This window comes from Bradyrhizobium sp. AUGA SZCCT0169, from assembly GCF_018130085.1.
Taxonomy (GTDB): Bacteria; Pseudomonadota; Alphaproteobacteria; order Rhizobiales; family Xanthobacteraceae; genus Bradyrhizobium.
Genome location: NZ_JAFCMC010000001.1, coordinates 256,249 through 279,532 on the forward strand (window position 1 = coordinate 256,249; position 23,284 = coordinate 279,532).

Annotated in this window: 29 protein-coding genes; 16 read left to right on the forward strand and 13 right to left on the reverse strand. The window is 62.5% G+C overall.

Annotated features, from left to right (window positions below):
* Positions 1-785: 785 nt before the first annotated feature.
* Positions 786-1,022 carry a hypothetical protein gene (locus JQ609_RS01260; RefSeq protein WP_212002261.1) on the reverse strand — a complete coding sequence of 79 codons (237 nt, stop codon included), beginning with the start codon at positions 1,020-1,022 and terminating at the stop codon, positions 786-788.
* Positions 1,023-2,027: 1,005 nt separating this feature from the next.
* Here JQ609_RS01260 and JQ609_RS01265 point away from each other — a divergent pair.
* Positions 2,028-2,213 (forward strand): hypothetical protein, encoded by a 186-nt coding sequence (locus JQ609_RS01265; protein ID WP_212000504.1) that lies wholly within the window; start codon positions 2,028-2,030, stop codon positions 2,211-2,213.
* Positions 2,214-2,284: 71 nt separating this feature from the next.
* On the opposite strand, the gene JQ609_RS01270 is transcribed toward JQ609_RS01265, so the two are convergent.
* Entirely contained in the window at positions 2,285-2,509 is a 225-nt protein-coding gene (locus JQ609_RS01270; protein WP_212271724.1) for a hypothetical protein, read from the reverse strand.
* Between the two features lie 225 nt (positions 2,510-2,734).
* Between JQ609_RS01270 and tenA the strand changes: the two genes are divergently transcribed.
* Positions 2,735-3,403 carry a thiaminase II gene (tenA, locus tag JQ609_RS01275; RefSeq protein ID WP_212271725.1) on the forward strand — a complete coding sequence of 223 codons (669 nt, stop codon included), beginning with the start codon at positions 2,735-2,737 and terminating at the stop codon, positions 3,401-3,403.
* Positions 3,404-3,441: 38 nt separating this feature from the next.
* On the opposite strand, the gene JQ609_RS01280 is transcribed toward tenA, so the two are convergent.
* On the reverse strand, positions 3,442-4,647 hold the full coding sequence (locus JQ609_RS01280; RefSeq protein ID WP_212271726.1) for an amidohydrolase family protein: 1,206 nt from the start codon (positions 4,645-4,647) through the stop codon (positions 3,442-3,444).
* A gap of 138 nt (positions 4,648-4,785) precedes the next feature.
* Between JQ609_RS01280 and JQ609_RS01285 the strand changes: the two genes are divergently transcribed.
* Positions 4,786-5,889 carry a SecDF P1 head subdomain-containing protein gene (locus tag JQ609_RS01285; RefSeq protein WP_249127541.1) on the forward strand — a complete coding sequence of 368 codons (1,104 nt, stop codon included), beginning with the start codon at positions 4,786-4,788 and terminating at the stop codon, positions 5,887-5,889.
* A gap of 89 nt (positions 5,890-5,978) precedes the next feature.
* On the opposite strand, the gene JQ609_RS01290 is transcribed toward JQ609_RS01285, so the two are convergent.
* Positions 5,979-6,158 carry a hypothetical protein gene (locus JQ609_RS01290; RefSeq protein WP_212271727.1) on the reverse strand — a complete coding sequence of 60 codons (180 nt, stop codon included), beginning with the start codon at positions 6,156-6,158 and terminating at the stop codon, positions 5,979-5,981.
* Between the two features lie 233 nt (positions 6,159-6,391).
* On the opposite strand from JQ609_RS01290, the gene JQ609_RS01295 reads away from it, so the two are divergent.
* The 3 genes from JQ609_RS01295 to JQ609_RS01305 all read left to right on the forward strand — a co-directional run bounded on the left by JQ609_RS01295 (position 6,392) and on the right by JQ609_RS01305 (position 7,212).
* Positions 6,392-6,544 (forward strand): hypothetical protein, encoded by a 153-nt coding sequence (locus tag JQ609_RS01295; RefSeq protein WP_212210177.1) that lies wholly within the window; start codon positions 6,392-6,394, stop codon positions 6,542-6,544.
* 46 nt (positions 6,545-6,590) lie between these two features.
* Positions 6,591-6,773, forward strand: a complete 183-nt coding sequence (locus JQ609_RS01300) for a hypothetical protein (RefSeq protein WP_212210178.1) — start codon at positions 6,591-6,593, stop codon at positions 6,771-6,773.
* Between the two features lie 181 nt (positions 6,774-6,954).
* Entirely contained in the window at positions 6,955-7,212 is a 258-nt protein-coding gene (locus JQ609_RS01305) for a DUF3551 domain-containing protein (RefSeq protein WP_212271728.1), read from the forward strand.
* Positions 7,213-7,582: 370 nt separating this feature from the next.
* Here JQ609_RS01305 and JQ609_RS01310 read toward each other — a convergent pair whose 3' ends face one another.
* Both JQ609_RS01310 and JQ609_RS01315 read right to left on the reverse strand, forming a co-directional pair.
* Positions 7,583-8,806 (reverse strand): SMP-30/gluconolactonase/LRE family protein, encoded by a 1,224-nt coding sequence (locus tag JQ609_RS01310; RefSeq protein WP_212271729.1) that lies wholly within the window; start codon positions 8,804-8,806, stop codon positions 7,583-7,585.
* A 135-nt stretch (positions 8,807-8,941) separates the two neighbouring features.
* A complete protein-coding gene (locus JQ609_RS01315; RefSeq protein ID WP_212271730.1) occupies positions 8,942-9,550 on the reverse strand; it encodes a hypothetical protein in 609 nt (202 codons plus the stop codon).
* A gap of 48 nt (positions 9,551-9,598) precedes the next feature.
* Between JQ609_RS01315 and JQ609_RS01320 the strand changes: the two genes are divergently transcribed.
* Together JQ609_RS01320 and JQ609_RS01325 are read left to right on the forward strand one after the other, a co-directional pair.
* A complete protein-coding gene (locus tag JQ609_RS01320; protein WP_212271731.1) occupies positions 9,599-11,161 on the forward strand; it encodes an amidase family protein in 1,563 nt (520 codons plus the stop codon).
* A gap of 147 nt (positions 11,162-11,308) precedes the next feature.
* Positions 11,309-12,544 (forward strand): MFS transporter, encoded by a 1,236-nt coding sequence (locus tag JQ609_RS01325; RefSeq protein ID WP_312014783.1) that lies wholly within the window; start codon positions 11,309-11,311, stop codon positions 12,542-12,544.
* A 150-nt stretch (positions 12,545-12,694) separates the two neighbouring features.
* Here JQ609_RS01325 and JQ609_RS01330 read toward each other — a convergent pair whose 3' ends face one another.
* The 4 genes from JQ609_RS01330 to JQ609_RS01345 form a co-directional block, all read right to left on the reverse strand.
* Positions 12,695-13,072 carry a rhodanese-like domain-containing protein gene (locus JQ609_RS01330; protein ID WP_212210183.1) on the reverse strand — a complete coding sequence of 126 codons (378 nt, stop codon included), beginning with the start codon at positions 13,070-13,072 and terminating at the stop codon, positions 12,695-12,697.
* Positions 13,073-13,212: 140 nt separating this feature from the next.
* The gene (locus tag JQ609_RS01335; RefSeq protein ID WP_212271732.1) at positions 13,213-13,617 is read right to left on the reverse strand and encodes a DUF4864 domain-containing protein; all 405 of its coding nucleotides are present in this window, start codon (positions 13,615-13,617) and stop codon (positions 13,213-13,215) included.
* Between the two features lie 98 nt (positions 13,618-13,715).
* Complete coding sequence (locus JQ609_RS01340; protein WP_192739931.1) at positions 13,716-13,907, reverse strand: hypothetical protein; 192 nt, start codon at positions 13,905-13,907, stop codon at positions 13,716-13,718.
* Positions 13,904-14,713 carry a transglutaminase family protein gene (locus JQ609_RS01345; RefSeq protein ID WP_212271733.1) on the reverse strand — a complete coding sequence of 270 codons (810 nt, stop codon included), beginning with the start codon at positions 14,711-14,713 and terminating at the stop codon, positions 13,904-13,906. Before JQ609_RS01345 ends, JQ609_RS01340 begins: the two co-directional genes overlap by 4 nt.
* 191 nt (positions 14,714-14,904) lie before the next feature.
* Between JQ609_RS01345 and JQ609_RS01350 the strand changes: the two genes are divergently transcribed.
* From JQ609_RS01350 to JQ609_RS01380, 7 genes are all read left to right on the forward strand, one after another.
* Entirely contained in the window at positions 14,905-15,174 is a 270-nt protein-coding gene (locus JQ609_RS01350; protein ID WP_209842810.1) for a hypothetical protein, read from the forward strand.
* A complete protein-coding gene (locus JQ609_RS01355) occupies positions 15,167-15,466 on the forward strand; it encodes a hypothetical protein (RefSeq protein ID WP_212210186.1) in 300 nt (99 codons plus the stop codon). The genes JQ609_RS01350 and JQ609_RS01355 overlap by 8 nt, the downstream gene beginning before the upstream one ends.
* 51 nt (positions 15,467-15,517) lie before the next feature.
* On the forward strand, positions 15,518-15,745 hold the full coding sequence (locus tag JQ609_RS01360; RefSeq protein WP_249119491.1) for a hypothetical protein: 228 nt from the start codon (positions 15,518-15,520) through the stop codon (positions 15,743-15,745).
* A gap of 48 nt (positions 15,746-15,793) precedes the next feature.
* Positions 15,794-16,072 (forward strand): DUF1488 domain-containing protein, encoded by a 279-nt coding sequence (locus JQ609_RS01365; protein ID WP_192740012.1) that lies wholly within the window; start codon positions 15,794-15,796, stop codon positions 16,070-16,072.
* A 147-nt stretch (positions 16,073-16,219) separates the two neighbouring features.
* On the forward strand, positions 16,220-16,498 hold the full coding sequence (locus JQ609_RS01370) for a hypothetical protein (protein WP_409411153.1): 279 nt from the start codon (positions 16,220-16,222) through the stop codon (positions 16,496-16,498).
* Positions 16,499-16,505: 7 nt separating this feature from the next.
* The gene (locus tag JQ609_RS01375) at positions 16,506-16,892 is read left to right on the forward strand and encodes a response regulator (RefSeq protein WP_212210188.1); all 387 of its coding nucleotides are present in this window, start codon (positions 16,506-16,508) and stop codon (positions 16,890-16,892) included.
* 109 nt (positions 16,893-17,001) lie between these two features.
* A complete protein-coding gene (locus JQ609_RS01380; protein ID WP_212210189.1) occupies positions 17,002-17,775 on the forward strand; it encodes a sensor histidine kinase in 774 nt (257 codons plus the stop codon).
* 55 nt (positions 17,776-17,830) lie between these two features.
* Here the strand turns inward: JQ609_RS01380 and JQ609_RS01385 are convergent, their stop codons facing one another.
* Positions 17,831-19,420 carry a gamma-glutamyltransferase family protein gene (locus JQ609_RS01385; protein ID WP_212271734.1) on the reverse strand — a complete coding sequence of 530 codons (1,590 nt, stop codon included), beginning with the start codon at positions 19,418-19,420 and terminating at the stop codon, positions 17,831-17,833.
* Positions 19,421-19,586: 166 nt separating this feature from the next.
* Here JQ609_RS01385 and JQ609_RS01390 point away from each other — a divergent pair, with 166 nt between their 5' ends.
* Positions 19,587-21,290 (forward strand): NAD(P)/FAD-dependent oxidoreductase, encoded by a 1,704-nt coding sequence (locus tag JQ609_RS01390; RefSeq protein ID WP_212271735.1) that lies wholly within the window; start codon positions 19,587-19,589, stop codon positions 21,288-21,290.
* 47 nt (positions 21,291-21,337) lie between these two features.
* Here JQ609_RS01390 and JQ609_RS01395 read toward each other — a convergent pair whose 3' ends face one another.
* Both JQ609_RS01395 and JQ609_RS01400 read right to left on the reverse strand, forming a co-directional pair.
* Positions 21,338-21,754 (reverse strand): hypothetical protein, encoded by a 417-nt coding sequence (locus JQ609_RS01395; protein WP_212210193.1) that lies wholly within the window; start codon positions 21,752-21,754, stop codon positions 21,338-21,340.
* A gap of 146 nt (positions 21,755-21,900) precedes the next feature.
* On the reverse strand, positions 21,901-23,238 hold the full coding sequence (locus JQ609_RS01400; protein WP_212271736.1) for a cytochrome P450: 1,338 nt from the start codon (positions 23,236-23,238) through the stop codon (positions 21,901-21,903).
* Between the last annotated feature and the right edge of the window lie 46 nt (positions 23,239-23,284).

Consider the following 23,284-nt stretch of genomic DNA (forward strand, 5'->3'; position numbering starts at 1 on the left):
GGAAGGCGGGAGCGCAACCGGGCGTTCTCATCACCGATAAGGGCCAAACGGGGCGGTGCGGTGACCGGGGCAATCTGGCATATCCGGCAGCCGAGATACTGGTCAATACAGCTCACATCGCGAACTAGTTAAACACTCAAATTAGGCCACCGCAGGCCACTCGTACAGGAACGTAACCAGCGCAGTTCTGTTAAACGTTGTTCCTCCTTCCAAAGGAACGACTGATGGCCGACGACAACACAAGAAACAAACAAAAAGCAGCCCGGCGAAAACCCGGAGGGCAAGTTTCACTACAACCCAGGAAATATGGCCGGCAAAACGCCCGGCGATCCGGAAGAGACTGCCGAAAATCGTGGCGAGTTACCGCGCGAGACCGAGAAAAATGCCGCCGACTAGGGTACTTACGAGCTGCCTTACTCTCTCTTGAGCCTGAGTTCGGCGGTTTGCGCCATCTTCGTCCATTCGCCCGCGAGCCGCAGCCACGATTCCTTATCGAGCGGGTTAAGGGCCCGCTCGCCTTATTCTCGGCATTCGTCAGCTAGCTTACGGCCTGGCTGCGTCGTCTGACATGACGCCGATAATGCACCAGATAGTTTGATCCGGGCATCACCCAACAGGCCACTAATCCCTATGAGAACGTCGTTCCTTAGTACGAACGATGGTCCAATTTTGGAAGTCAGCACGCGTATCGGCAAGGTCTCGTCTCACCGTCGCGCAGCCCAAAAGCCGACGACGTTCGCTTCCGCTGGTCGGATAATCTGGTCAATTTTCATGGTCTCATAGCATCACTCAGTCGGCGACAACTCCAGCATCTTCTTTTCCGCAGCGTCGTACACCTTGACTTGGAGCATCGGAAACTGGGCTTTGAGATCCCTCGCCCTTTTCTGCGCGGCTTGAAGCGTTGGAAATACTGTCTTCATCCGCCCATCGACTTCCAAGCCAAAGCCCTCGGTCATCACAAGGTCAGCGCGTGTGATGTTGCGGGGTTGCGGCTCGTCCGGTATCGTCAGAGGCTTTTTCATGGCAACTCCTTGGGTTGCCCCCTCCCTATCTAATCACTGCCCTGCTCGATAGAAGAGCAACGCCTTTCGCGAAGGTCACCGCACGCTCGGCCTGGTCTCGGCAATCGCCAGCTTGCCCGCGAAATCTGGCGGCGTCGTAGGACATGTCGGCGAAGATTACAGGATAGTTGGGTTTCGCCAAATGAGGCGGCCCTACTTAGGGTGCTCTGCGGGTTTAGGGATCCTGTGGCCATCGCGTATTTCGTGCGTAATGGCATAGTCGCTAGTCTCTGCCGCCCCCAGCCGAGCGACTTGGTGGGGCCCGCTCCAAAGCTCCACCGGGCCACGGTTTGAAAGGCGTTTGGCCTTTTCCATGGCCTCACTGTCATTGGCGCAGACCAGCGGCTCGTATCCGATGAAGTGCCCGTCCTCGCCTACGATGTAAGCGCGATACTCCGGCATCAGAGTGGCGCTTGCAGGCCGGGAGACGTGAGCCATTCATGCATGTGCGAAGCTGTTTCGGCCTGTCTGGCTTGGCGAATGAGCTTGTCGCGAATAACCCCCGGCGGGGTGCCTTGGGCTTCTGTACGGAGGCGTTCCGCCTCGAGCGTTAGTCGTTGATCTAGTGGAGCAGATTGTTTGAAGTGGCGTCGCTGCATGGCGCTGCTCCATTCTTGAGGAGGCGGGAGCGCAACTCGCGTTCTCATCACCGATGGAAGCCGATGGCGGGGCGGTGATGAGATAATCTGGCATGTCCGCAGGTCGACATAGTGGTCAAAATTGCTCACATCGCGAAATCGTTAACAACTCAAATCAGGCCACGATTATAAACTAGGCCACTAGGAACACAGGCACTGGCCCGAAGTCCGCTGTGGGTCGGTCATTAGCGGAAGAACTGAGCATAACGAGTCCGCCATGTGCTGGAACGATAAGGCTGCCTCGGTTCGGCCTTTTTCGTTGCCTCCGCGCTGGTTCCAATCGTGAGAAAACCTCACACAGTCGCCTCGGGATGGTGCATAAGGTCTCATGGCAAAAGCAAAAGTGACCTTCAAGACCGTCAGGATCGCAGATGACGACTGGACTATCCAGGCAGACTATCCGGGCAGCGAACAACGCGTGATCACCGGGCTGACCAGCAAGGCAGATGCCGACGACTGGATGAACGGAAACCGCAAGGTCGCGTGGCTCCGATCGCAGGGCTACGCCAAGTGACCCGGTAGGGCCGGGGATCCCGCGCAGGGCGCTGCCCGATATCCGAGATTCAGCGCCAGCGAGGCCGTCGGCTACTTGGCCGGAATGGCCGGCTGAACCGGTGCCGGGCCGGGCGGCGTCGGCTTGATCGCCGATTCAGGACGGGTCGGAGTGACCGTCGCGCCGGCGTCGTTCACCGTGTTGAATGTCGTTCCGGGAGGCGTCTGGGGCGCCCGTCGGTCAACGATCAGGTTGGTGTGATCTACCAGGATGATGGTGGTAATCGAGATTGCCGCGACAATCACGGCAATAATCACGGGTTTTCGCAGAACGGTTGCCATACACGTCAACGGCCGCCTGTGCCGCGGAGTTCCGGCGCCGGAAAGCTGGCCGAGGCGCAAAACGTCGCAGCAGCGTTCAAGCTGCCGTCGTGCTCCGTCGGGCTGTGAAATGCTTCTGGGCAGAGCGGCATTGTCCGGTGCCGCAGTGGTCTGTTATCACCGGACAGGCCACCCGTTGAAAAGCCAGCCCAGCGAAAGATCATGAGTTTCTTCGAGCGATTGAAGACCGAAGCATCCGCCGAGTGGCGCGCCTACACCGGGCATGCCTTTACGAACGCCATGGCGGACGGCTCGCTCGCCGAGGCGGCGTTTCGTCACTATCTCGTTCAGGACTATCTGTTCCTCATCGAGTTTGCGCGCGCCTACGCGCTCGCGGTCTACAAGTCGCCTCAGCTCGCGGACATGCGCGAGGCGGCCGCCGGCCTCTCGGCCATTCTCGACGTCGAGATGGACCTGCACGTCAAACTCTGCGCCGGCTGGGGGCTGTCGCCCGGCGATCTCGAAAAAGCCCCTCCGGCGGTCGAGATGCTGGCCTATACCCGCTACGTGCTCGACGCCGGAATGCGCGGTGACCTGCTGTCGCTCAAGGTGGCGCTGGCGCCTTGCGTGATCGGCTACGCCGAGATCGCAACTAGGCTCGCCGCGCACCCGAACGCGCTAGTCGCAACCAACCCTTATCGCGTCTGGATCGCCGAATATGCCGGCGCACCCTATCAGGAGGTCGCGGCCAACGCGCGGGCGCATCTGGAATCGCTTGCCGATCGCTACGCGACGCCGGCCCGCGAGGCCGAGTTGATCGCAACCTTCAAGGAAGCAACCCGGCTCGAAGCCGACTTCTGGGAAATGGGCTGGCGCCTGAACAAGCGTTGAATGGTAGCTAGTCGGTCAGGATCGGGAGCCCGGCAAACTTACGATCGGACCAACTGTCCATCGTGCGCCACGGGTTTTCCATTTTTGTAGACCGATCGCCCGCGAGGTATCGCCACCACCGCCTCCGGCACATGTTGCGCATTCAAGGTCACGAAATCGGCCTTGTCGCCGACCTCAAGCCCGTAGCCTTCAAGCCGCAGCGCTTTCGCGCCGGCCCTGGTCACGACGTCAAAGGCAATCCCCAATTCGTCGTCGGTGTTGAAGCCGGAGCGGTAGCCGATCATGTTGGCGCGGCCCAGCATGTCGCCGTCGCCATAAGGCCACCAGGAGTCCCGGATATTGTCGCTGCCGCCGAATACGGTGACGCCGGCCTCGCGCAGAAGGGCGACAGGTGGAAAGGGCCGGCGTCCGGGCGCGTTGGTCATGATCGCAACGTCGCTTTCGGCCAGAACGTCGGCCGTGCGTTTGGCGAGGTCGAGGGCGACATCGCCGAGCGCATAGGCGTGGCTGATCGCGACAAGGCCGCCCATGCCGAGCGCGCGCGACCGCGCCGCAATCTGTTCGATCTCGAAGATTCCGAGCGTTCCGCTATCGTGCAGATGAATGTCGACGCCGACGCCACGTTTCTCGGCAACGCCGAACACGACATCCAGATGTTTTTCGACATCGCGATCAAAGCTCGCGGGATCGATGCCGCCGACGAGATCAGCGCCCATCGCCACCGCTGCATCGAGCAGTTCAGCTGTCCCGGGGCTTTGCAGGATACCGCTCTGCGGGAACGCGACGAGCTGGATATCGATGATACCCCGGTAGGCCTCGCGCACCGCCAGAATCTTCTCCAGCGATTGGAGTCCGATGGTGCCGTCTACCGTGACATGGCTGCGCATATGCGTCGATCCATGGCCGATGCAAAGCTCGAGCTGATTTCGGGCGCGGACTTCCACGGGAGCCGCTTCGGCGAAATTTTGCGCCTGAAGGGCGACGCGTTCATGGACATTGAAGCCGTTGGTATAGAGCTTGTGGGGCTTCCAGTCGTCGCCATAGAAGCTGGTGTCGAGGTGGATGTGTCCTTCGACAAACCCGGGAACGATCAGCGCGCCGCCGAGATCGCGTGTCGGCGCACCGGCGGAGATATGGGTTCCCGCCCTCGAAACGGAGCTGATGCGTCCGTTCGCGACGGCGACATCATTGAGCGAACCGTCAGCGAATCTTGCGTTGGTGAACAGCGTATCGATCGGGCTCACGCGACGTCTCCCAGCCTGAGGTGCTACGGGAGTTCATATTGGCCCTGGGCCTTTGGCAAGGGCTTTGAACCTCAGCGCGCGCCTCCGGCACTAAAGGACTGGCACATCAGTGCCGCCGAATGAGAGGACGCTGTGACCATGAACGTGCGGGGCAAGACGGCAGGGTTTATCGTCGCCTTCATGCTGGCGTCTGCCGCGTGTTCGGCCATAGCCGCCCCGCGCGGCACGTCCGATGACGCGCAAGCGGTCGACAAGGCGCGCGCGGCGATCGCAGCCAAAGCCGAGCAGGCGCTGGCCAAGCAAGGCGGCTCCAAGATTCTGTTCAAGGTCGATAGCGCCGCGTTGCGCGAAGCCGTCGTGACGGAGCTGCGCGATGATGTGTATCGGACCGTGCGGGAAGGGCGCATTCCGTTCTCTGGTCTGGCGATGCGCGACGGCGGCGTCGAGGTCCGGATTGCCGAACCCAAGGACCGGCAGCGCGTGCTGGCCAAGCTGGTGCCATCCACGAAGGACTCGCCTTCCGCCGCACAGACGATCAGCGTTGCCGACAGCGGTGACGGGCTGATCCGGCTGATGCCGACCGAGGCAGGATTCGCCGGGCGCCTGCGCGAACTGGTCAGGCAATCCGGCGCGATGATCGATCAACGCCTGCGCAACGCCGGCATCAGGGACGCCAGCGCGCAGCCCGACGGGGCCGACCGGCTTCGCGTGCTCTTGCCGGGCGTCAGGGATCCCGAGCGCGTGAGCGCGATGCTCGGCAAGCGAGGGCGGGTGACGTTCCGACTGGTGGACGTGTCCGTGATCGCCGCGCTGGCTCTGAAAGGTCCGGTGCCGCCGACATCCGAAGTTCTTTACCACTTCAAGACCAGGGAGCCTTCTGTGGTCCTGAAGGCGATCGCAATGGAGGGTGACGATATCATCGACGCGTCGCCCTTGATCGACCCGCGAACCCAGCAGCCGATCGCGTCGTTCCGCTTGAATGCGCGCGGCACCCGGCGCTTCGCCACCATCACGCAGGAAAATATCACAAAGCCGTTCGCGATCGTCGTTGACGACCAGGTGTTGTCGGAATCGGTCATCAGCGAGCCGATCACGGGCGGTTCGGCGATCATATCGGGCAACTTCACGATCGAAGACGCCAACAACGTCGCGATGCTGGTGCGTTCAGGGGCGCTGCCGGGGCGCCTGGGCGTCGTCGATCAGCAGGTGGTCGAACCGGTCGCAACCGCCGGCAAACAGTAAGCCACGTCAGGCAGCTTCGCGCCGCTTTCCGGATTCATCGAGCAGACCTGCAGCCACCAACGCCTCCTTCAAAGGGGCCGGCCTGCGCATTACTTCACGTACCAATAGGTGCCGGAGTACGTGGGGGTCGCCCAGATCACCAGCACCTGGCCGCCGAACGGTATGCTTACTTCCATCCTGGGCGGAGCGTGGTTACACGTGCGGCCGCCCGAGATGGTATCGAGTTCGGTTTCCCGGAGCGGGTTGGGTTCGATTTGCCCGGATTCCATATCTGTCTCCTGTCGTGGGACGAAGGGACCATCCGCATCGTCAGACAGGGCAGGCTAGGTTCGTGCGAGTGACCTGCCGTGAGCTAGATCACGGTTTGTAGCATCGGCCCCATCCGTATCGTTCATTCCGGATCGTGTGATGATCGTCACGGTGATCCGCAATCGGCAAGCGTAGTGTTGCGTCATGACGAGCAATCGCTCCTCACCTCATGTTCAACCGATGGAGAAATGTCATGACCAAGCCCAATACCGAAAACCGTGAACTGGCGATCGAGGAACTGGAGATCGTGGCCGGCGGCGTCACCGAAGGCGGCTGCATCCTTGACATCCTGAAGCTGCTGTTCCCGAAGCAGCCGCTGCCGAAAGTCGTTTTCCCGATCCGCTGATCGAACGTTCGGCATCGAGCGAAACATCCACCAGGGGACAAACGACATGAATAACCTTGCGCACGAATTGGCAGAAACAGAACTCGACCGGGTTTGCGGTGGCGAACTGTACATGATCCGTCTGCAAAGCCTGCTGTCTCAGCGGCAAATGGCCATCCAGCTGACCACCAACATGCTCCGGGCCATGAACGACGCGACCAGCACAATCGCTGGAAATATCGGCAAGTGATCGCGAGTAAGCTTGGCCGCAGCCGTCGGGTTCAAACGGCTGCAGGCTGGCTGCTATCGACGGAGCGGCCTAGCGTCGGGTTTCCGGATCGGGCATGCGCGGTTTGTCCGAGAGGAACTACCGGCACCCGCGCGGGGTTATCCCGGCGGCAGCGGGCAATTCTGCCGTCGAAGGAGTTCTGATGCGCATTCTGACGTTGGCTGCATTGGCGATTGCGGCGGTGGTGGCTGCGCCGTCGGCTCACGCCCAGACCTATGATCCGCAGTATCCCGTCTGCCTGCAGGTCTACACGGGCCGGAACGATTTTTACTTCGAATGCGGCTACACCTCGATCCCACAGTGCAATATGTCGGCATCGGGCCGCGCCGCACAATGCGTCGTCAATCCCTATTACGAGGGCGGAAAGCGACGCAGTAAGAAGCCCCGCCGCGACTATTGAGGACCGTTGGGTTCGATCCGTCCTGCGCGCGTTGAGACACTCCGCTGACCTGCCATCCGAACACGGCCGAAAAACAAAAGCCCGGCACACCGGCCGGGCCCTCGTCGAAATATTGTTTGGTAATGAAACGCCGAGATTAATATCGAGTAGTGGTAAAGCGTCTGTTCAATCTAGCACACAGGCGCCGCGATTTGGCTCCGTATGACTGCGGAGACCCCACGCATGCGCATGGTCGCGCACAACCGTGCGCATGCCCGAAGTTTTTCGAGACAGGACTTCTCGAGACCAGACTGCATCGAGGGCTGTGCGGCATGAAGAAGCCGGCGGGTTGCGCCGGCTTCGCCTTGTTCTTCGTGCGGTGCCGAGCGGCTCAGCCCGGGCCGGCACCCTGGGTTGCGGTGTACACAGCGTAGAGCGATTGGCTCGCGGCCATGAACAGGCGGTTCCGCTTCGGCCCGCCGAAACACACGTTGCCGCACACTTCGGGCAGGCGGATCCGGCCGATCAGCTTGCCGTCCGGTGACCATATCGTCACGCCGCTGTAACCGACGGCGCGGCCGGCATTGCTGGAAGCCCAGACATTGCCGTTGACGTCACAGCGCACGCCGTCCGGTCCGCATTTGACGCCGTCGACCATGAAGTCGCTGAACCGCTTGTGGTTCGACAGCTTGTTGTCGGTGCCGACATCGAACACGAACATGTCGCCCTTGCCGCCCGGCCCGGTATCGCCGGGCCCCTTGCCGGTGCTGGCGACGTAGAGCTTCTTGTAATCCGGCGAGAAACACAGGCCGTTGGGATCGGGCACCTGCTCCTCGGTCACGACCAGGTCGACGCGGCCCGAGGGGTCGATGCGGTAGCAATTGGTCGGCAGCTCGCGCTTGCCCGGCATGAAGCCGGCCGGCTGGCCGATCCGTGGGTTGAGCTTGCCGGCAGGATTGCTGGGGCCGCCCGCAACGTCCGGTTCGCCCTCATAGAGCTGGCCGCCATAGGGCGGGTCGGTGAACCAGTAGCTGCCATCGGGATGGGCGACGACGTCGTTCGGCGAGTTGAGCTTCTTGCCGCCGAAATTATCGGCGAGCACGGTCGCGGTGCCGTCGTGCTCGTAGCGCACCACCCGGCGGGTGAGATGTTCGCAGGAAAGCTGCCGGCCCTGGAAGTCGAACGAGTTGCCGTTGGAATTGTTGGACGGGGTGCGGAACACGCTGACGCGGCCGTCATCCTCGGTCCACCGCATCTGGCGATTATTGGGAATGTCGCTCCACAGGAGATAGCGGCCCTGCGAGCTCCAGGCCGGGCCTTCGGCCCACAATAGTCCGGTATGGAGACGCTGGATTGGCGCGTTGGGCTGGGCGAGGTCGTTGAACGACGGATCGACCGCGATGATGTCGGGGTCCCAGAAATAGGTGGTCGGCGCGCCCCGGGGGCTGAAATCGCGCGGCGGGGTGGTGACCACGGATGGTGGCCCCACCGCGCCCTGCTGGGCCAGCGCGGTGCCGGCCCCCGCCACGGTGGCGCCGGCGGCGAGCGCCAGGCCGTGGACCAGCGTTCGTCGTGAAATCATGGACTGCGCATCGCGCTGCACGTCGCGTGTCATCACTTCCTCCCAGGATATGCGCCGGCCGGTTGATCCAGTCAGGCGGGTGCAAGGCTATGCCGGCCCGGCCTCGGTTGCGAGCACCTTTCGGTGCAGCCCGGGGCTGAAGGATGCAGTGCAAGATGGCTTGAGGGCTCAATCCGCCGGAGGATGCTCGGCAGGTTTGGTTGCCGCGCGGTAGCGCTTCCAGTTTTCGATCGTCGCTTCGTAGCGGACCGGCTTCCTTGCAGCCGGGACTGGCTCCGGTTTCGTGGCGACGATGCCCACGGTTTCAGCCTGTCCGGCTTTGGATACATGCGCCGGCTTCGGATAAAAGGCGACGAAGCCCAGCAGGCCCGCGATCACCATTCCAACCGGGATAGCGATCGCCCAGTCATTATGTGTACGCTGAGTGACATCATGGCGCAGGACTCTCGTTAAGTCTCTTGGCATGTTCAGCTCCCACGTTGCATTGGCTTTTGTAAGTCGAGACGCGCGGCGGCGATCGTGAGCTGCTTCACTATTGCTGCTCACGAAACCGTTAGAAGCGGCCGGGCGGTGGCCCGGAGCCCACGCGCAGCCTGAACGATCCGCGCCTTCGAAAAAGTGATCCGGATCACGGAATGCCGATGGCAAATGCGCCTTTCCCATTCGATCGCTGTTCAGACACGGCGCATTTTTGCGATCGGAGCGCCTAATCGCATTGATCGCTTTTGAATCAATCGATTGAAGAAGCTCGTTGGTCAGGCGTGTAAGCCTCGACACGCGGCCTCTTGGCCCATAACCTTCGCTGCGCAATTGGGGAGAACCGACTTGGCCAAGAGAGTTGTGAAGCAGCGCGCTTCGAAAAAGGCGCCTGCGAAGAAATCGACCAAAAAAACTGCTGTCCGCACCAGCAACGCCGCGAAGGCGGCCAGCAAGACCGGGAAAAAGACCGCATCGCGCAAGCCGGCCGTGCCCAAGGGGCCGGTCTGGCAATGGTCGGCGCTGGATACCGCGGCCGCGATCCGGTCCGGCGCGACTTCCTCGGTCGAGGTGACGGAGGCTCACGTCGCGCGGATGCGCGCGGTCAATCCAAAACTCAATGCAATTGTGGTCGATCTCTCCGACGAAGCGCTCAAGGCCGCCAAAGCGGCCGACCAGACCCGGGCGAAAGGCGGTGAACTCGGCCTGCTGCATGGCGTGCCGATCACGATCAAGGAAAACGTCGACTATGAAGGCAGGCCCAATCCCAATGGCGTGCCCGCGCAAATGAACATCATCGCGCCCTCGGACGCGCCTGTGGTGCGCAATCTCAGGAAGGCCGGTGCGATCGTGCTGGGGCTGACCAATACACCCGAATTCTCGTTCCGCGGCTTCACGGACAACCCGCTGCACGGACTGACGCTCAACCCCTGGGATCCTGATATCACCTGCGGCGGGTCATCGGGCGGCGCCGGCTCGGCGGTGGCGGCCGGCATCGGCACGATCGCGCATGGCAACGACATCGGCGGCTCGCTGCGCTGGCCGGCGCATTGCAACGGTGTCGCCACCATCAAGCCCACGCAAGGCCGTATCCCCGCCTTCAATCAAAGCGCCTCGGCCGAGCGGCCGATGCTCGCGCATCTGATGTCGGCGCAGGGACCGCTGGCGCGCAGCGTCGGCGACGTCAGGCTCGGCCTTGAAGTGATGTGCCAGCGCGATCCGCGCGATCCCTGGTGGGTGCCGGCACCTCTGGCGGGTCCGAAACCGAAGGGGCCGATCAAGGTCGCGCTGGCGAAACTGCCCGCCGACATGAACGTCGATCCATCGGTGCGAGCGGCGCTGAAGCAGGCCGCCGACCATCTGGAGCGCGGGGGCTATCGCGTCAGCGAAGTCGAGGTCCCCGATATCAACGGCGTCTGGCAGACCTGGTGCGACATCATCGTCAATGAAGTTGCCGTGCTGCAGGAAGCCGGGATGCTGGCGGTGGCCTCGGAGCATTTCCACACCGCCTGGGGCGGCATCAAGCTCAAGGCGAACACGCTCGACCTGGCGGGCTGGATGCGTGCGACCGCCGCGCGCAACGGTCATATTCGCGCCTGGCAAGCCTTCTTTGAGGATTATCCGGTCGTGCTGGCGCCGACGACGGTCATGCCGACGCCCGGGCCGCGCGCGGATACGACCAGCTTGGAGCGCGTGGCCGAGATGTTCTTCAACGATTTGCGGTTCATTTCCGCGATCAACGTGCTGGGCCTGCCGTCCGCGGTGGTTCCCGTCGCGCTGCACGAGGGCAAGCCGATCGGCGTGCAACTGATCGCGGGACGTTATCGCGAGGATCTGGCGCTCGATGCCGCGGCGTCGATCGAGAAACGCGCCGGCGTGCTGGTGCAAAAATTGTGGCAGCAGATGGCGTGAGCAGGTGCCATTGCTCTGAGAGTAGGCGCTAATGCTCTGAGGGGGAGGTGCTGGTCGTATGACGTGCACCCCCTCCACATCTGCATGCCCAATATCGCGCCATTGTGGCTTGACCTCTAGGCAATTGCGCTAGAAGTTGCGCCCGCCGTGGTAATTTCTTCTGAATTCATTCGAGATTCCGAACTGTTCGTTCCCGACTCGCGCCGAGCCTGGGCCCGGCTTGCCGTGGCCGTGCTGATCGGCTCGCTCGGCAGCGTCGGCATGTGGTCGGTGGTGGTCGCGCTGCCGGTGGTGCAGCAGGATTTCGGCGCCACGCGAGGCACGGCGTCACTGGCCTTCACCATGATGATGCTCGGTTTCGGTTTGGGCCAGGTGATCACAGGCAAAATATCCGACCGCTACGGTATCGTCACCGCGATCGGGCTTGGCATCAGTATTCTGGGCCTCGGCTACATCGTCGCCGGCATGTCATGGTCGATCTGGCCGTACATTCTCGTGCATTTTGCCATCGGGCTTTCTTCGGCGGCAACCTTCGGGCCGCTGATGGCGGAAGCCTCGCACTGGTTCGAGCGCTACCGCGGGCTGGCGGTCGCGATCGCCGCCAGCGGCAACTACATCGGCGGCGCGGTCTGGCCGTCGCTGGTGAATTGGGGCATGCAGACCTATGGCTGGCGCACCACCCATATTGCGCTCGGCATCTTCACTGCCGTGGCGATGACGCTGGCGCTGATCGGCTTGCGCGTGCTGATGGGCGCAGGGGTGCGCCGTAGCCACGCCAACGCACTGCCGCCGCGTCTTGACCTCAAGCTGTCGACCAATGCGCTCACCGTGATCCTGGGGCTCGCCAGCATCTCCTGCTGCGTGGCGATGTCGATGCCGCAGGTTCACATCGTCGCCTATTGCAACGATCTCGGCTATGGCGTGGCGCGCGGCGCCGAAATGCTGTCGCTGATGCTGGGCCTCGGCATCATCAGCCGCATCGGTTCTGGTTTCCTGGCCGACAAGATCGGCGGCATCCCGACGCTGCTGATCGGCTCGGTCGCGCAAGGCTCCGCGCTTCTTTTCTACCTGTTCTTCGACGGCCTGACCTCGCTCTACCTCATCTCCGCGATGTTCGGGCTGTTCCAGGGCGGCATCGTGCCGAGCTACGCCATCATCGTCCGCGAGACGATGCCGGCTTCGGAGGCTGCGACACGCGTCGGGTTCGTGATCCTGGCTTCGGTGTTCGGCATGTCGTTCGGGGGGTGGATTTCCGGAGTCATCTTCGACGCCACCGGCTCCTACGCCGCCGCGTTTACCAACGGCGTCGCCTGGAACCTGGTCAACATCGCCATCATGGTGCTGCTGTTGATGCGCGCGCGGCAGCGGATGGCGATGGCCTAGATCGGGGTGACGGGTCTTCGAACCGCCACCCCGCTCCATCTTCTTGCGTGAGCATGATCTCCGAACGCTTTTCCGCGTTTGTCGCGAGGGAAAGCCGTTACCCGCGCTGCGCTAACGCGGCCCTGCGGGTCCGGATCATGCTCGCGCCAATTATCCCTTCTCGACTTCGCCGCCGGCCTCCAGCCAGCCCTTGAAGCCGCCAAGGTTGCGGACGTTATCGTATCCCATGTCCTTCAGGGTCTTGCCGACCAGCGCCGAGCGCCCGCCGGATGCGCAGTAGGCGACCACCGTCTTGGATCGATCGAACGCCGCGTCGTGCAGCGCGGAAGCTGGATCGGCACGAAATTCCACAAGTCCTCGCGGAATGGCGAGCGCGCCCGGCACCTTGCCCGATGTTGCGACCTCGGCCGGTTCACGGACGTCGAGAAAAAGCACGTCAGCCCGGCCAACCAGTTTCTTCGCTTCATCCGGGCTGATACGCGGCACCTCGGCTTCGGCTTCGGCCAGCATCGTCTGTACTGTTTTCATTTTTGTTTCCTCCCGGATCAAGACGCGGTTGCGTCCATTGGGGCGAGTAAGGCGTAAACTCCGGGCGGTTGCAATGGCAAAGGACTGCGTGCGAATTCTGATGCCGAGGCTTGGTGCGGCCCTCTGTCGCAACGTATGTCTCACACCGCCTGGCCCGCCTTCAACAACGAGCAGCCCGTGATCTTGAAGCTGCCGTCGGGCTGCTGCTCCAGCGTATACAGCGCCTCCCATGCCTCGCCATTGGTATCGACGATGTGGACGCGCTGGGCGATCTGGCCGCCCGCCGCGCGGGCTTCGCCGAACTCAAAACTCTTGTGGCGATAGACCGGCGGATAGGCCTGCCGGACCATCTGCATAAAGATATCGGCTTCCGGAAAAATCTGCTGGATCGACGGCGCCGCGTGAGAATAGGCGGCGGCAGAATCGTCGCGGCCAAAAGCCTGCTCCTGCGCGCGGATCACGCTTTGCGCGGCGGCGACGTCGTCAGCGAAGGCTGGAGATCCAATTCCGATCAGGAAGACGACAAGGAGAGCAAGAGCGCGCATGCGGATATTCCCTGGCTGATGCAGCGAGTTACGGCCAAGTCGGCCGAAAGTTGCATCCATCTCGCCAGCGGTGCAAGCGGCTCCTGGGGTTGAAGTGGCTACTGGCCGCTCGCCAGGCGCCGCAGGCCGGACGCGGTCAAACCGAGTTCGCCGAGCCGCCGCACTGCGTATCCGAGACCGACCAGCCGCTCCCAGTGCAGCTGTGGAATTTCACGCTGCGCATCGCCCTTGCTGACTTCGCGCAAGGAGGCGAATTCGTCGGCGCTGAGGGCAGGGTGTGGTTCGCTCATGCGGTGACCTCGTCGGTCCACACCTTGAAGCTCGCCAGCGTGTTCGGGCCGAAGGTCTGGGTGATCGGCACGTCGGAGGCATCGCGGCCCTGCGCAATCAGGACGCGGCCGATCCGCGGCACGTTGTTGCGCGGATCGAACATGTGCCAGCGCCCGCCGATATAGGCCTCGAACCAGCCGGCGAAATCCCCCACGGCCCAGGGTTTTGGCGTGCCGATGTCGCTGAGATAGCCGGTGCAATAGCGCGCCGGAATGTTCATGCAGCGGCAGAACGTGATGGCGAGATGAGCATAGTCGCGGCAGACGCCCTTGCCTTCGCTATAGGCCTCCCACGCCGTCTTGGTGGCGCGGGCGTGCTCGTAACCGAACGCGATATGGCGATGCACGAAATCGCAGATCGCCTGCACCCGCGCCCAGCCCGGCGGCGTCTTCTCGAACAATTGCCAGGCGATGTCAGAAAGCCGGTCGGTTTCGCAATAGCGGCTGCCGAGCAGATAGACCAGTGTGTCCGCAGGCAGATCCTCGACCGCGTGCTGGACCGCCGAGGAAAACACCGGATCGGGCATGCCGGAGTCGCGAACGACGCCATCGGCGGCAAGACGCAGGCGCCCTGCAGGCGCCACCATGCGGCTGCACCAATTGCCGAACATGTCGCGATAGGGCGTGATCTCGACCGCAGGCGTGGTGGTCAGGAAGTCCGGCACGATGACATCGGAGGCGCGCGTGAAATGTGTGCCCAGCACCATGATCATGGGGGTCGGCTGCGGGAAATCGTAGAGCATTTCGAATCCGACGCGCAGCTTCATTCGAAGTACTTTCTTGGCTGAATACCTGCTCGAAATGGCTACGAAACCACCGAATACAAGGCTTTTGCTGCTTTATTCGACCAAATGCGCCTCTCGACAGAGAAAACGATAGCTAATTGCCGCAAAAGCGCGCACGCTGCGCCGATGTCCGAACAACCCGATGGTTCCGTGCACAGACGAGGTCTGTTGCCATGACGATGCGCTCGCGACGGGAAACGATTCATTTCAGGCACCCGTTCCGCATCAAGGGAATCGATCGCCAACTCGCGCCCGGCGCTTACGAAGTCGTCACCGATGAGGAGATGATCGAAGGGCTGTCGTTCCCGTGCTTCCGGCGTGTCGCCACCATGATCATGGTCCCAGCAGCGGCGCCGCACCGATCTTCGATGGAAATGATTTCGATCAGTTCGGTCGATCTGTCCGATGCGCAGCGCATCGACGCGAGCGCGCCTCGTGACTGAAACCCCGATCGAGCTCGACAAGCATCGCGGCATGGCGGCGCAGAAGGCAACCGATATCCGCCGCGTGCTGGCCGACGTCGAGGCCAACGCGAAACTGCTGCGCGACAAGCAGGGCGAGCTCGAAATCCAGCTCCTGGCCGTACCGGCCGCCTCGTGGCCCGAGGCGGTGGCCAAGGCGCGTTACGTGCTCAATCTCTATTCGGCCAGCCTCGCGCCATCGGACACGCATCACCGCGACCTCGTGAGCGCGGTGCTTGCGGATCTCACCCGGCTCGCCGGCGATGATGCCTGAACAAGACGAACAAGCGGCTTCGACCAACCAAGACTTTATCCAGCGTGTTCGATGCAAGATCGAACGGCCAAACTGAAAGTATCTTATCTGATGAAGAATCTCTCGCCCCGTCACGTCAAGACAGAAGAATCGCTTCGCCTCGGTGTCGTGTCCGGCTGGTACTCGACCAAGGTCAGCGGCACCTTCGTTTCGGGCCCGCATGATTCCGAAGCCGACTGCCTGCGCAGGATTGCCGAAATCAATCCCCCGCCGGCCAAGAAGAAGATGGTGGTGGGTTAAGTGGGAGAAATCGATGGTACGGTTGTTCCGGCCTTTGAGAACCGCCCGATGACGCTCGCGCGTGGCAGCATCGGGGGTTACGAATATGATCGCATGGTGCTGAAGTTCTCCATGATGGACGACGGCAGGGAAGTCCCCTGCGCCGTCAGTGCGTCGGCGATGGACGACCTTGAGCGGGTGTCGCGGACGGCGCCGGAACGGCGTGAAGAACAGTTCGTCCGGCTGCGCGACCGGATCGAACAATGCGCCTCGCGCAAGTTCCAGGCGCGGGAGTTCGAGGGCACCCCTCCCGGCATCATCCTGCGCAGCATCGATTTTCGCGGCTGATGGCCGGGGCCGCGGCGCGGGCCATAACTGGCAGCGCCGCTGCGCGGGCCGGCCTCAAATTGCAAGCGGAGATGACAAATATAAGTCGTCGTTGAGGAACTCTGCCTCCGTAGCGCCGTTGCCAACCGATCCCCAAGCGCAGCGGGATTGGCGATCCGCCACAGTCAGCAGTCCAATATGATCAAATCTATTTCTGCCCTCGCGATACTCTCGCTCTTGGGAGCGGCTGTGATCGCTCTGCCGGGCTTCGCGCCAGCGGTGAAAGCCGAGCAAGTCGTTGTGCTCGCTAAGGCGGACCGGCTGGCCGGCCACGTCGCTGGAGACTGCGCCAGCCAGAACTGGCCGAACATCGCATCATCCTGCCTGCGCGACACAGAATCGGGTGCGGCCGTTCGTGAGGTGCGCCTGGTCACGGCGCGCCGTTGAACCGCATATGATGCCGCTGGATCATTCCCTCCTTCCGCTCGTCGTGCTCGTCGTTGAGGACGAGATGCTGCTGCGCATGCGCGTGGTCGATATGGTGGAAGACGCCGGCTACGTCCCGGTCGAGGCCGTGGATGCGGACGAAGCCATGGCCATCCTCCGCTCCCGGTCCGATATCGCGCTGATGCTGACCGATGTTCAGATGCCCGGTAGCATGAACGGGCTGCAACTGGCACACGCGGTCCGCGAGAATTGGCCGCCCATCAAGATCATCCTGGCGTCCGGACAGCTCAAACTGTCCGGCAGCGACATTCCCTTGGACAGCCGATTTTTCGGCAAACCGCTGCAATCCGACGAAATCATCGCGGAAATGCGCGAAATGCTTGGCCCGGCCTGAGCTTGGCAGGAGATGGACATCCGATGGCTCTGCACCGTAACGGTCAGACGGCTGAATCATTGGCATAAAGAAATGTCCGGAGCCGGACAGATGGTGGTATTCGTTGTCGATGTTCAGAACAGTCCCTGATCCGTATGCCTCCCTCGATGCGTCCGATCCGACGTCACCGCAGGAGGAGCTGGCGGCTGAAAACGTCAGTCTCCGGCTGTTGCTGACACAGGCCAAGCTCAGTGCCGAGACGCTGCTTGAGCAGGCCGGCATCGACGCCAAGGAGCGCGAAGCCGCCGACAAGCTCCAAAAACTGATCCTCGAGGAGCTTCATCACCGCATCAAGAACACGCTGGCAACCGTGGGCGCCATCGCGTCGCAAAGTCTTCGCAACGCGCCGAGCACGCAGCATGCGCAGCAAGCGATCGAAGGCCGTCTGCTGGCGCTCGGGCGGGCCCATGATCTGCTGTTGCAGGCGCGCTGGACCGGTGCGGAACTGCGAAAGATCGTCCAGGGGGCGACCGAGCCGTTCGACAATCCGGACAAGCCCCGTTTTTCGATTGCCGGGTCCGATGTGCAGATCGCATCAGGCGCGGTTATTGCGATCGCGATGACGCTCAACGAGCTCTGCACCAACACCACGAAATTTGGCGCATTGTCGGTGCCCGCCGGTCACGTGGCCATCAGCTGGGCGATCGATGCGCCGGCATCGCGGCTGCATTTCACCTGGAAGGAACAGGATGGCCCGGCGGTTGCGGCCCCGACGCGCCAGAGTTTCGGCACGCGCCTGATCGAGACGCTCGGCCGGCAACTCAAAGGCAATGTCAGATTGACCTATGAGCCGAGCGGGTTCGTGTACTTCCTCGATATTCCCTTGCTCTCGCTTGAGTCCTGAGCGGCTAGGGCGCGCGTCAGCTTGCAACGTGCCGCATCCGCTGCGACCGCCGGCCTTATGCTTCCGCGACCGCCTCGCTCCACGGCTGGAACACCTCGGTGGCGCCGCTGTTGGTGGCGCCGTCGCGCAGCACGACGCTCGGGCAGGCGAACTTCATCGGCGTGGTCTGGATCCGCGCTTCCTCGTAATCGAACTGCGCACGCAGGCTCTCCCGCGTTGATTTCGGCAAGCGCACGTCGCCGATCACGATGGCGCCTTCGCTGGCGTCGATGCGCGGCTGGTGGATCGCCGCGTCCAGGTCCATGCCGTAGTCCATCACGAACGACAGAAGCTGCGTCACCGCGGGCAGGATGCGCCGGCCGCCGGAGGCGCCGATGGCGGTGCGGCGGCCGTCAGACGCCTGCGCCACCACCGGCGTGTAATTGGTGAGGCAGCGCTTGCCGGGCGCCAGCGAATTCGTCGTGCCCGGCGTCGGGTCGAACCACATGATGCCGTTGTTCATGGTGATGCCGGTTTGCGGGCAGACGAATTTGGAGCCGAACGATGACAGCAGGGTTTGCGTCACCGCGGCCATGTTGCCGTCGCGGTCCACGGCCGAGAAATGCGTGGTGCAGGCCGGCGCCAGCGTTTCGGCGCCGAGCGCGCGGCGGCCGTCGGCGTCGCCCATGTCCTTGAGGCGTTCGCGGTAGGCCGTTTGCAGCGCTTCGGCATAGGCCGTGTAGGCCGCGGCGTCAGGTCCGCTTTTCGCGGGCTGCAGATTTTGCTGCAGCAGGTGCAGCGTACGCGCCAGCGTTGGTCCGGCGGTGAGTTCCGGCGTCGCAAACACCTTGCCGCCGCGATAGGGGATCGCCAGCGGTTCGCGCAGAAAAGCCTTGAACGGAATGAGATCTTCGACCGACAGCGCGCCGCCGGCGCTTCGCACATCGGCGGCGAGGCTGCGCGCCAGATCGCCTTCGTAGAAATCGCGCGGGCCCTGCGCGGCGAGATGCGCCATCGTGGCCTTGAGCTTGTCCTGCGGCAGGCGAATCTTGGTCTTGATCCCCCATGGTGCATTCGGCGGCAATCCATCCACGAGATAGGCGGCGGCGCTGGCGGGATAGCGCCTGAGATCAAGCGCCGCACTCGCAATCATCAGCGTGGTCCACCAGTCCACCGCAAGGCCCTCACCGGCGAGCGCGACGCTGGGCGCGAGCAATTCCTGCCACGGCATTTTGGCGTGGCGGCGATGCGCTTCCTCCATGCCGGCGACCACGCCGGGCACCGCGATCGAACCGGGGCCATGGATGTTGCGGTCGTCCTTGACCCGCGCCCACGGAAACAGATCGGATGCCGCGCCGCCGCTCAGCGGATAATCCTCCAGGCGCAGGCTGAGCGGCGCCCGCATGCCGTAATCGATCACTTCATAACGGTCCTCGCGGGCGCGGTAGAGCACCATCGCGCCGCCGCCGCCGAGCCCGCTCATCCAGGGTTCCAGCACGCCCAGAGCAAACGTGGTCGCGATCACGGCATCGACGCAATCGCCGCCCGCCGCCAGCACATCGGCGCCGACCTTGGCCGCCTTGCCGGATTGCGCGGCGACGATGCCGCCCTTGGAAGTCACCGCGGGTTTGCGGATCTGCTGGGTGTTGGAGAACTGGTCGCGCATGCTGATGCTTTCATTGCCACAGGAACCGCTAGGGTACGGAACGGCCCCCGCCAGGTAAAGCCGTCAGGCGCAACCCTGGCATCCTGACGCAAGTGCAATGCGCGGATTGTTGGTATGGTGGGCACAAGCGCCGTGGTTGGCAAGAACAACAAAGACCGGGTGGAATATGACCGAAGGGACCAACGTTCCCCACGATAAGGCTCCCCGCGACAAGTCGCATTACGAAGTGATCGTGATCGGCGCGGGTGTGGCCGGCATCTATCAGATCAAGCGTCTGGCCGATCTCGGGGTGGATGCCACGGTGCTGGAGGGCTCCCCCGATCTTGGCGGGACCTGGTACCGGAACCGCTATCCCGGCGCACGTTTCGACTCGGAGAGCTACACCTATGGTTATTCCTTCTCGCGGGAATTGCTCAATGAGTGGCACTGGAAGGAACGGTTTTCCGGCCAGCCTGAGAACCTCCGCTATCTCAACCATGTTGCCGACAAGTTCGACCTGCGCAAATACATGCAGTTCAACGCCAAGGTTTTGGCCGCGCAGTTCGATGAGACGCAGCACATCTGGCGTCTGACGGTCGACGACGGTCGCGAGCTGACCTGCCGGTTCGTCATCCTGGCGATCGGCTTGCTGTCGATACCGACCCTGCCGCGGCTGGAAGGCGTGGAGTCGTTCAAGGGTCCCTCGTTCCACACCTTCTACTGGCCGCATGAGCCGGTCGAGATGAAGGGCAAGAAGGTCGCGATCATCGGCACCGGCGCCACCGCCATCCAGATCATCGGCGAGATTGCCGACAAGGTCGGCGAACTGACCGTGTTCCAGCGCCGGCCGAACTGGGCGGCGCCGCTCAACAACGGACCGATCTCGAACGAGGAGATGGCCGATATCCGCGCGCGCTATGACGACATCTTCGCGGCCTGCGCCCGCAGCCCCGGCGGCTTCGAGCATGAGCCCGACCGCCGCGGTTTCTACGAGGTGACGCGCGAGGAGCGGCTGGCGCTGTGGGACAAGCTCTACGACGAACCCGGGTTCGGGATCTGGCTCAGCAATTTCCGCGAGATCTTTACCGACGAGGTGGCGAACGCCGAGTTCTCCGCCTACATCGCCGATCGTATCCGCCGCCGCGTCAACGATCCTGTCATCGCTGAAAAACTGATTCCGAAAGACCATGGTTTCGGCGTGCAGCGCGTGCCGCTGGAGACGAATTATTTCGAGGCCTATAACCGCGACAACGTGCATCTGGTCGATATCAGCGAAACGCCGCTTCTGCGCGTGACCGAAACCGGCCTGCGTACGTCGGCGCGAGACTACGATTTCGACATCATCATCTATTCGACCGGCTTCGACGCCATCACCGGCGCGTACGACCAGATCGACATCACCGGCATTAATGGCGAGAAACTATACGACAAATGGAAGGACGGTCCCTCGACCTTCCTCGGCATGCTCGTGCACGGTTTTCCAAACCTGTTGATGCCGACCGGCCCGCAAAGCGGCTCGGCCTCGACCAATTTTCCGCGCGGCATCGAGACCGGGGTCAACTGGTGCATGGGCTTGCTCGAGCACATCTGGGATCGCGGCTACACCAGCGCCGATCCGACGCTGGCAGCGCAGGAGCGCTGGAGCGCGCATGTGAAAAAAATGTACGCCATCATGCTGATGCGAAACGCCAAGTCGTGGTTCACCGGCTACAATTCCAATGTTCCGGGCCACGAGCACGGCAAGTACCGCTACTTCGTCTACAACGGCGGCACGCCGAAATACGTCGCCGCCATCAACGATGCCGTCGCCAAGGGCTATGAGGACATCGTCTTTGCGTCCGGCGAGCGGCCCTCGGTGCGGCCGGCGCTCAGATCGCGCGCTGCAGAGTAAAGTGGAAGGCGTCCGCAGCAAGGGCTATATCGAACAAAATCTGATCGTTAGAAAAAGATGTTCCAAATGGCGATACGTGCTTCGCTCAGGCGTTCATCAGTATCGAATTCCAGACTGACTATCCACTGCTTGTATCCAAGAACGTTGGGAGACATCGTCTGACAGGCGATTGGACCGGCGATGCCCTGGCAGCCAAGTTTTTCCTTGCGGAGCGTGGCAATTGCGGCCTCTCTGCTCGTTCCCAGTGGGATTATCTTCAAAAGTGCTTCGCGTGCCGGCGCCGAGTCGTTCGTGCTGTCTCTCTGTACGGAGCGCATTCCGCCAAGAAGTCGGTTTTGTTTATAAAAATTATCAACTTCAGCGGTTTTGTACGAAATCCAAAGCCATAGCGATACGAACAGGGCGGCCGGAACAGCCGCTATCACCAAGCAGACGATCAGCGCTCTTCTGAGGAATTTGCGCATAGAGCTACCCAGTCCAAGACCGCGCGTCGATAGCAACGCCTCTAGCACGTCTGGCCGGCTACCGCAGAAAATTGCCTACTTTGGGTAAAAAAGTGTTTCGAGACGGTTCGCTGGTTCGCGACTTCGGCCCTCGGTGCGGCCTGCGCTCAGATCGCGCGCTGCGGAGTAAACCGCACCGGCAGTTTGCGGATGGCATGGACGAAATTGTTCGGCGCCATTTCGATGCCGCCGGCGTATTCGATGTCCGGCAGCCGCGTCAGCAACTGGCGATAGACTTCCTCGAGCTGCAGTTGCGCCACGCGCTTGCCGATGCAGACGTGCGGGCCAAAACCGAAGGCGATGTTCTTCGAGGCATTGGCGCGGCGGATGTCGAGCCTGTCGGGGTCCGGGAAGATCGCGGGGTCGCGATTGGCGGCGCCGTAATACATGATGACTTTCTCGCCGGCCGCGATCTTCTGCGCCCCGATCTCGGTATCTTCCGTGGCGGTGCGGCGCATGTAGATGACAGGGCTGATCATGCGGATCAGCTCGTCGACGGCGTTCGGCAGCAGCGACAGATCATTCATCAGCGCGCGCTTCTGATCCGGGAACTCTGTCAGCAGCTTCATCGAGCCGGAAATCGAATTGCGCGTGGTGTCGTTGCCGGCGAACACGATCAGGAGCCAGGAGCCGTCGAGATATTCGTCGCGCAGCAATTCGCCGTCGATGGTGGCGCGCGCGATCGCGCTCATCAGATCGGGCTTTGGGTCGGCGCGTCGCTTTTGCAGCATGTGCTGGCCATAGGCGAACATCTCGGCGACGTTCTCGTTGAAGGCCTTGACGAACGCCATGAACTCGGGCGTCGGCTGCGGGTTCTTGCGCTGCTGCGCCGAAACATGGCCGGCCACTTCGAGATAATGCATCCAGTCGAGGAATTTCGGCCGGTCGGATTCCGGCACGCCGAGGATTTCGCATAGCGTGAACAGCGGCAGCCGCGACGACAGCGTCTCGACCAGGTCGCATTCGCCAAGGCCGGCCATGTCGTCGATCAGCCGCGTGGTCTCGATAGCCACTTTCTCCCGGATGCCCGTGAGATAGCTAGCTGTGAAATAGGGCATGTGCTCCTTGCGGAGCTGCAGGTGCCAAGGCGCGTCCATGTTGATCATGGCGTCGACCGAGGCGCGGAACAGCAGGGGATGTCGTGTTTCGGGCGGGCCATAGGCCATCAGGATGCCGCCCTTCTGCGACGAGAAGGTTTTCGGATCGCCATCGACGCGCATCACGTCGTTATACTGGGTCAGCGCCCAGAAGCCCGGGCCGTTACTGCCCTCACGCTGCCACGCCACCGGCGCCTCGGCGCGCAGCCGGGCATAGATGTCGAACGGCTGTCCCTGCAGGAACAGTTCGACATTGGACAGCGCGTCCGGCTCGACTTCGGGATAGGCTCTGGGGGATACGGGTCCGGCGGGCAGGCCCAAGGGGAAGTCTTCGCTCAGGAGACGCATCGGCTGAATTCTCCGGTCAGGTCGCCGACTTTACAAGGACGCGTGC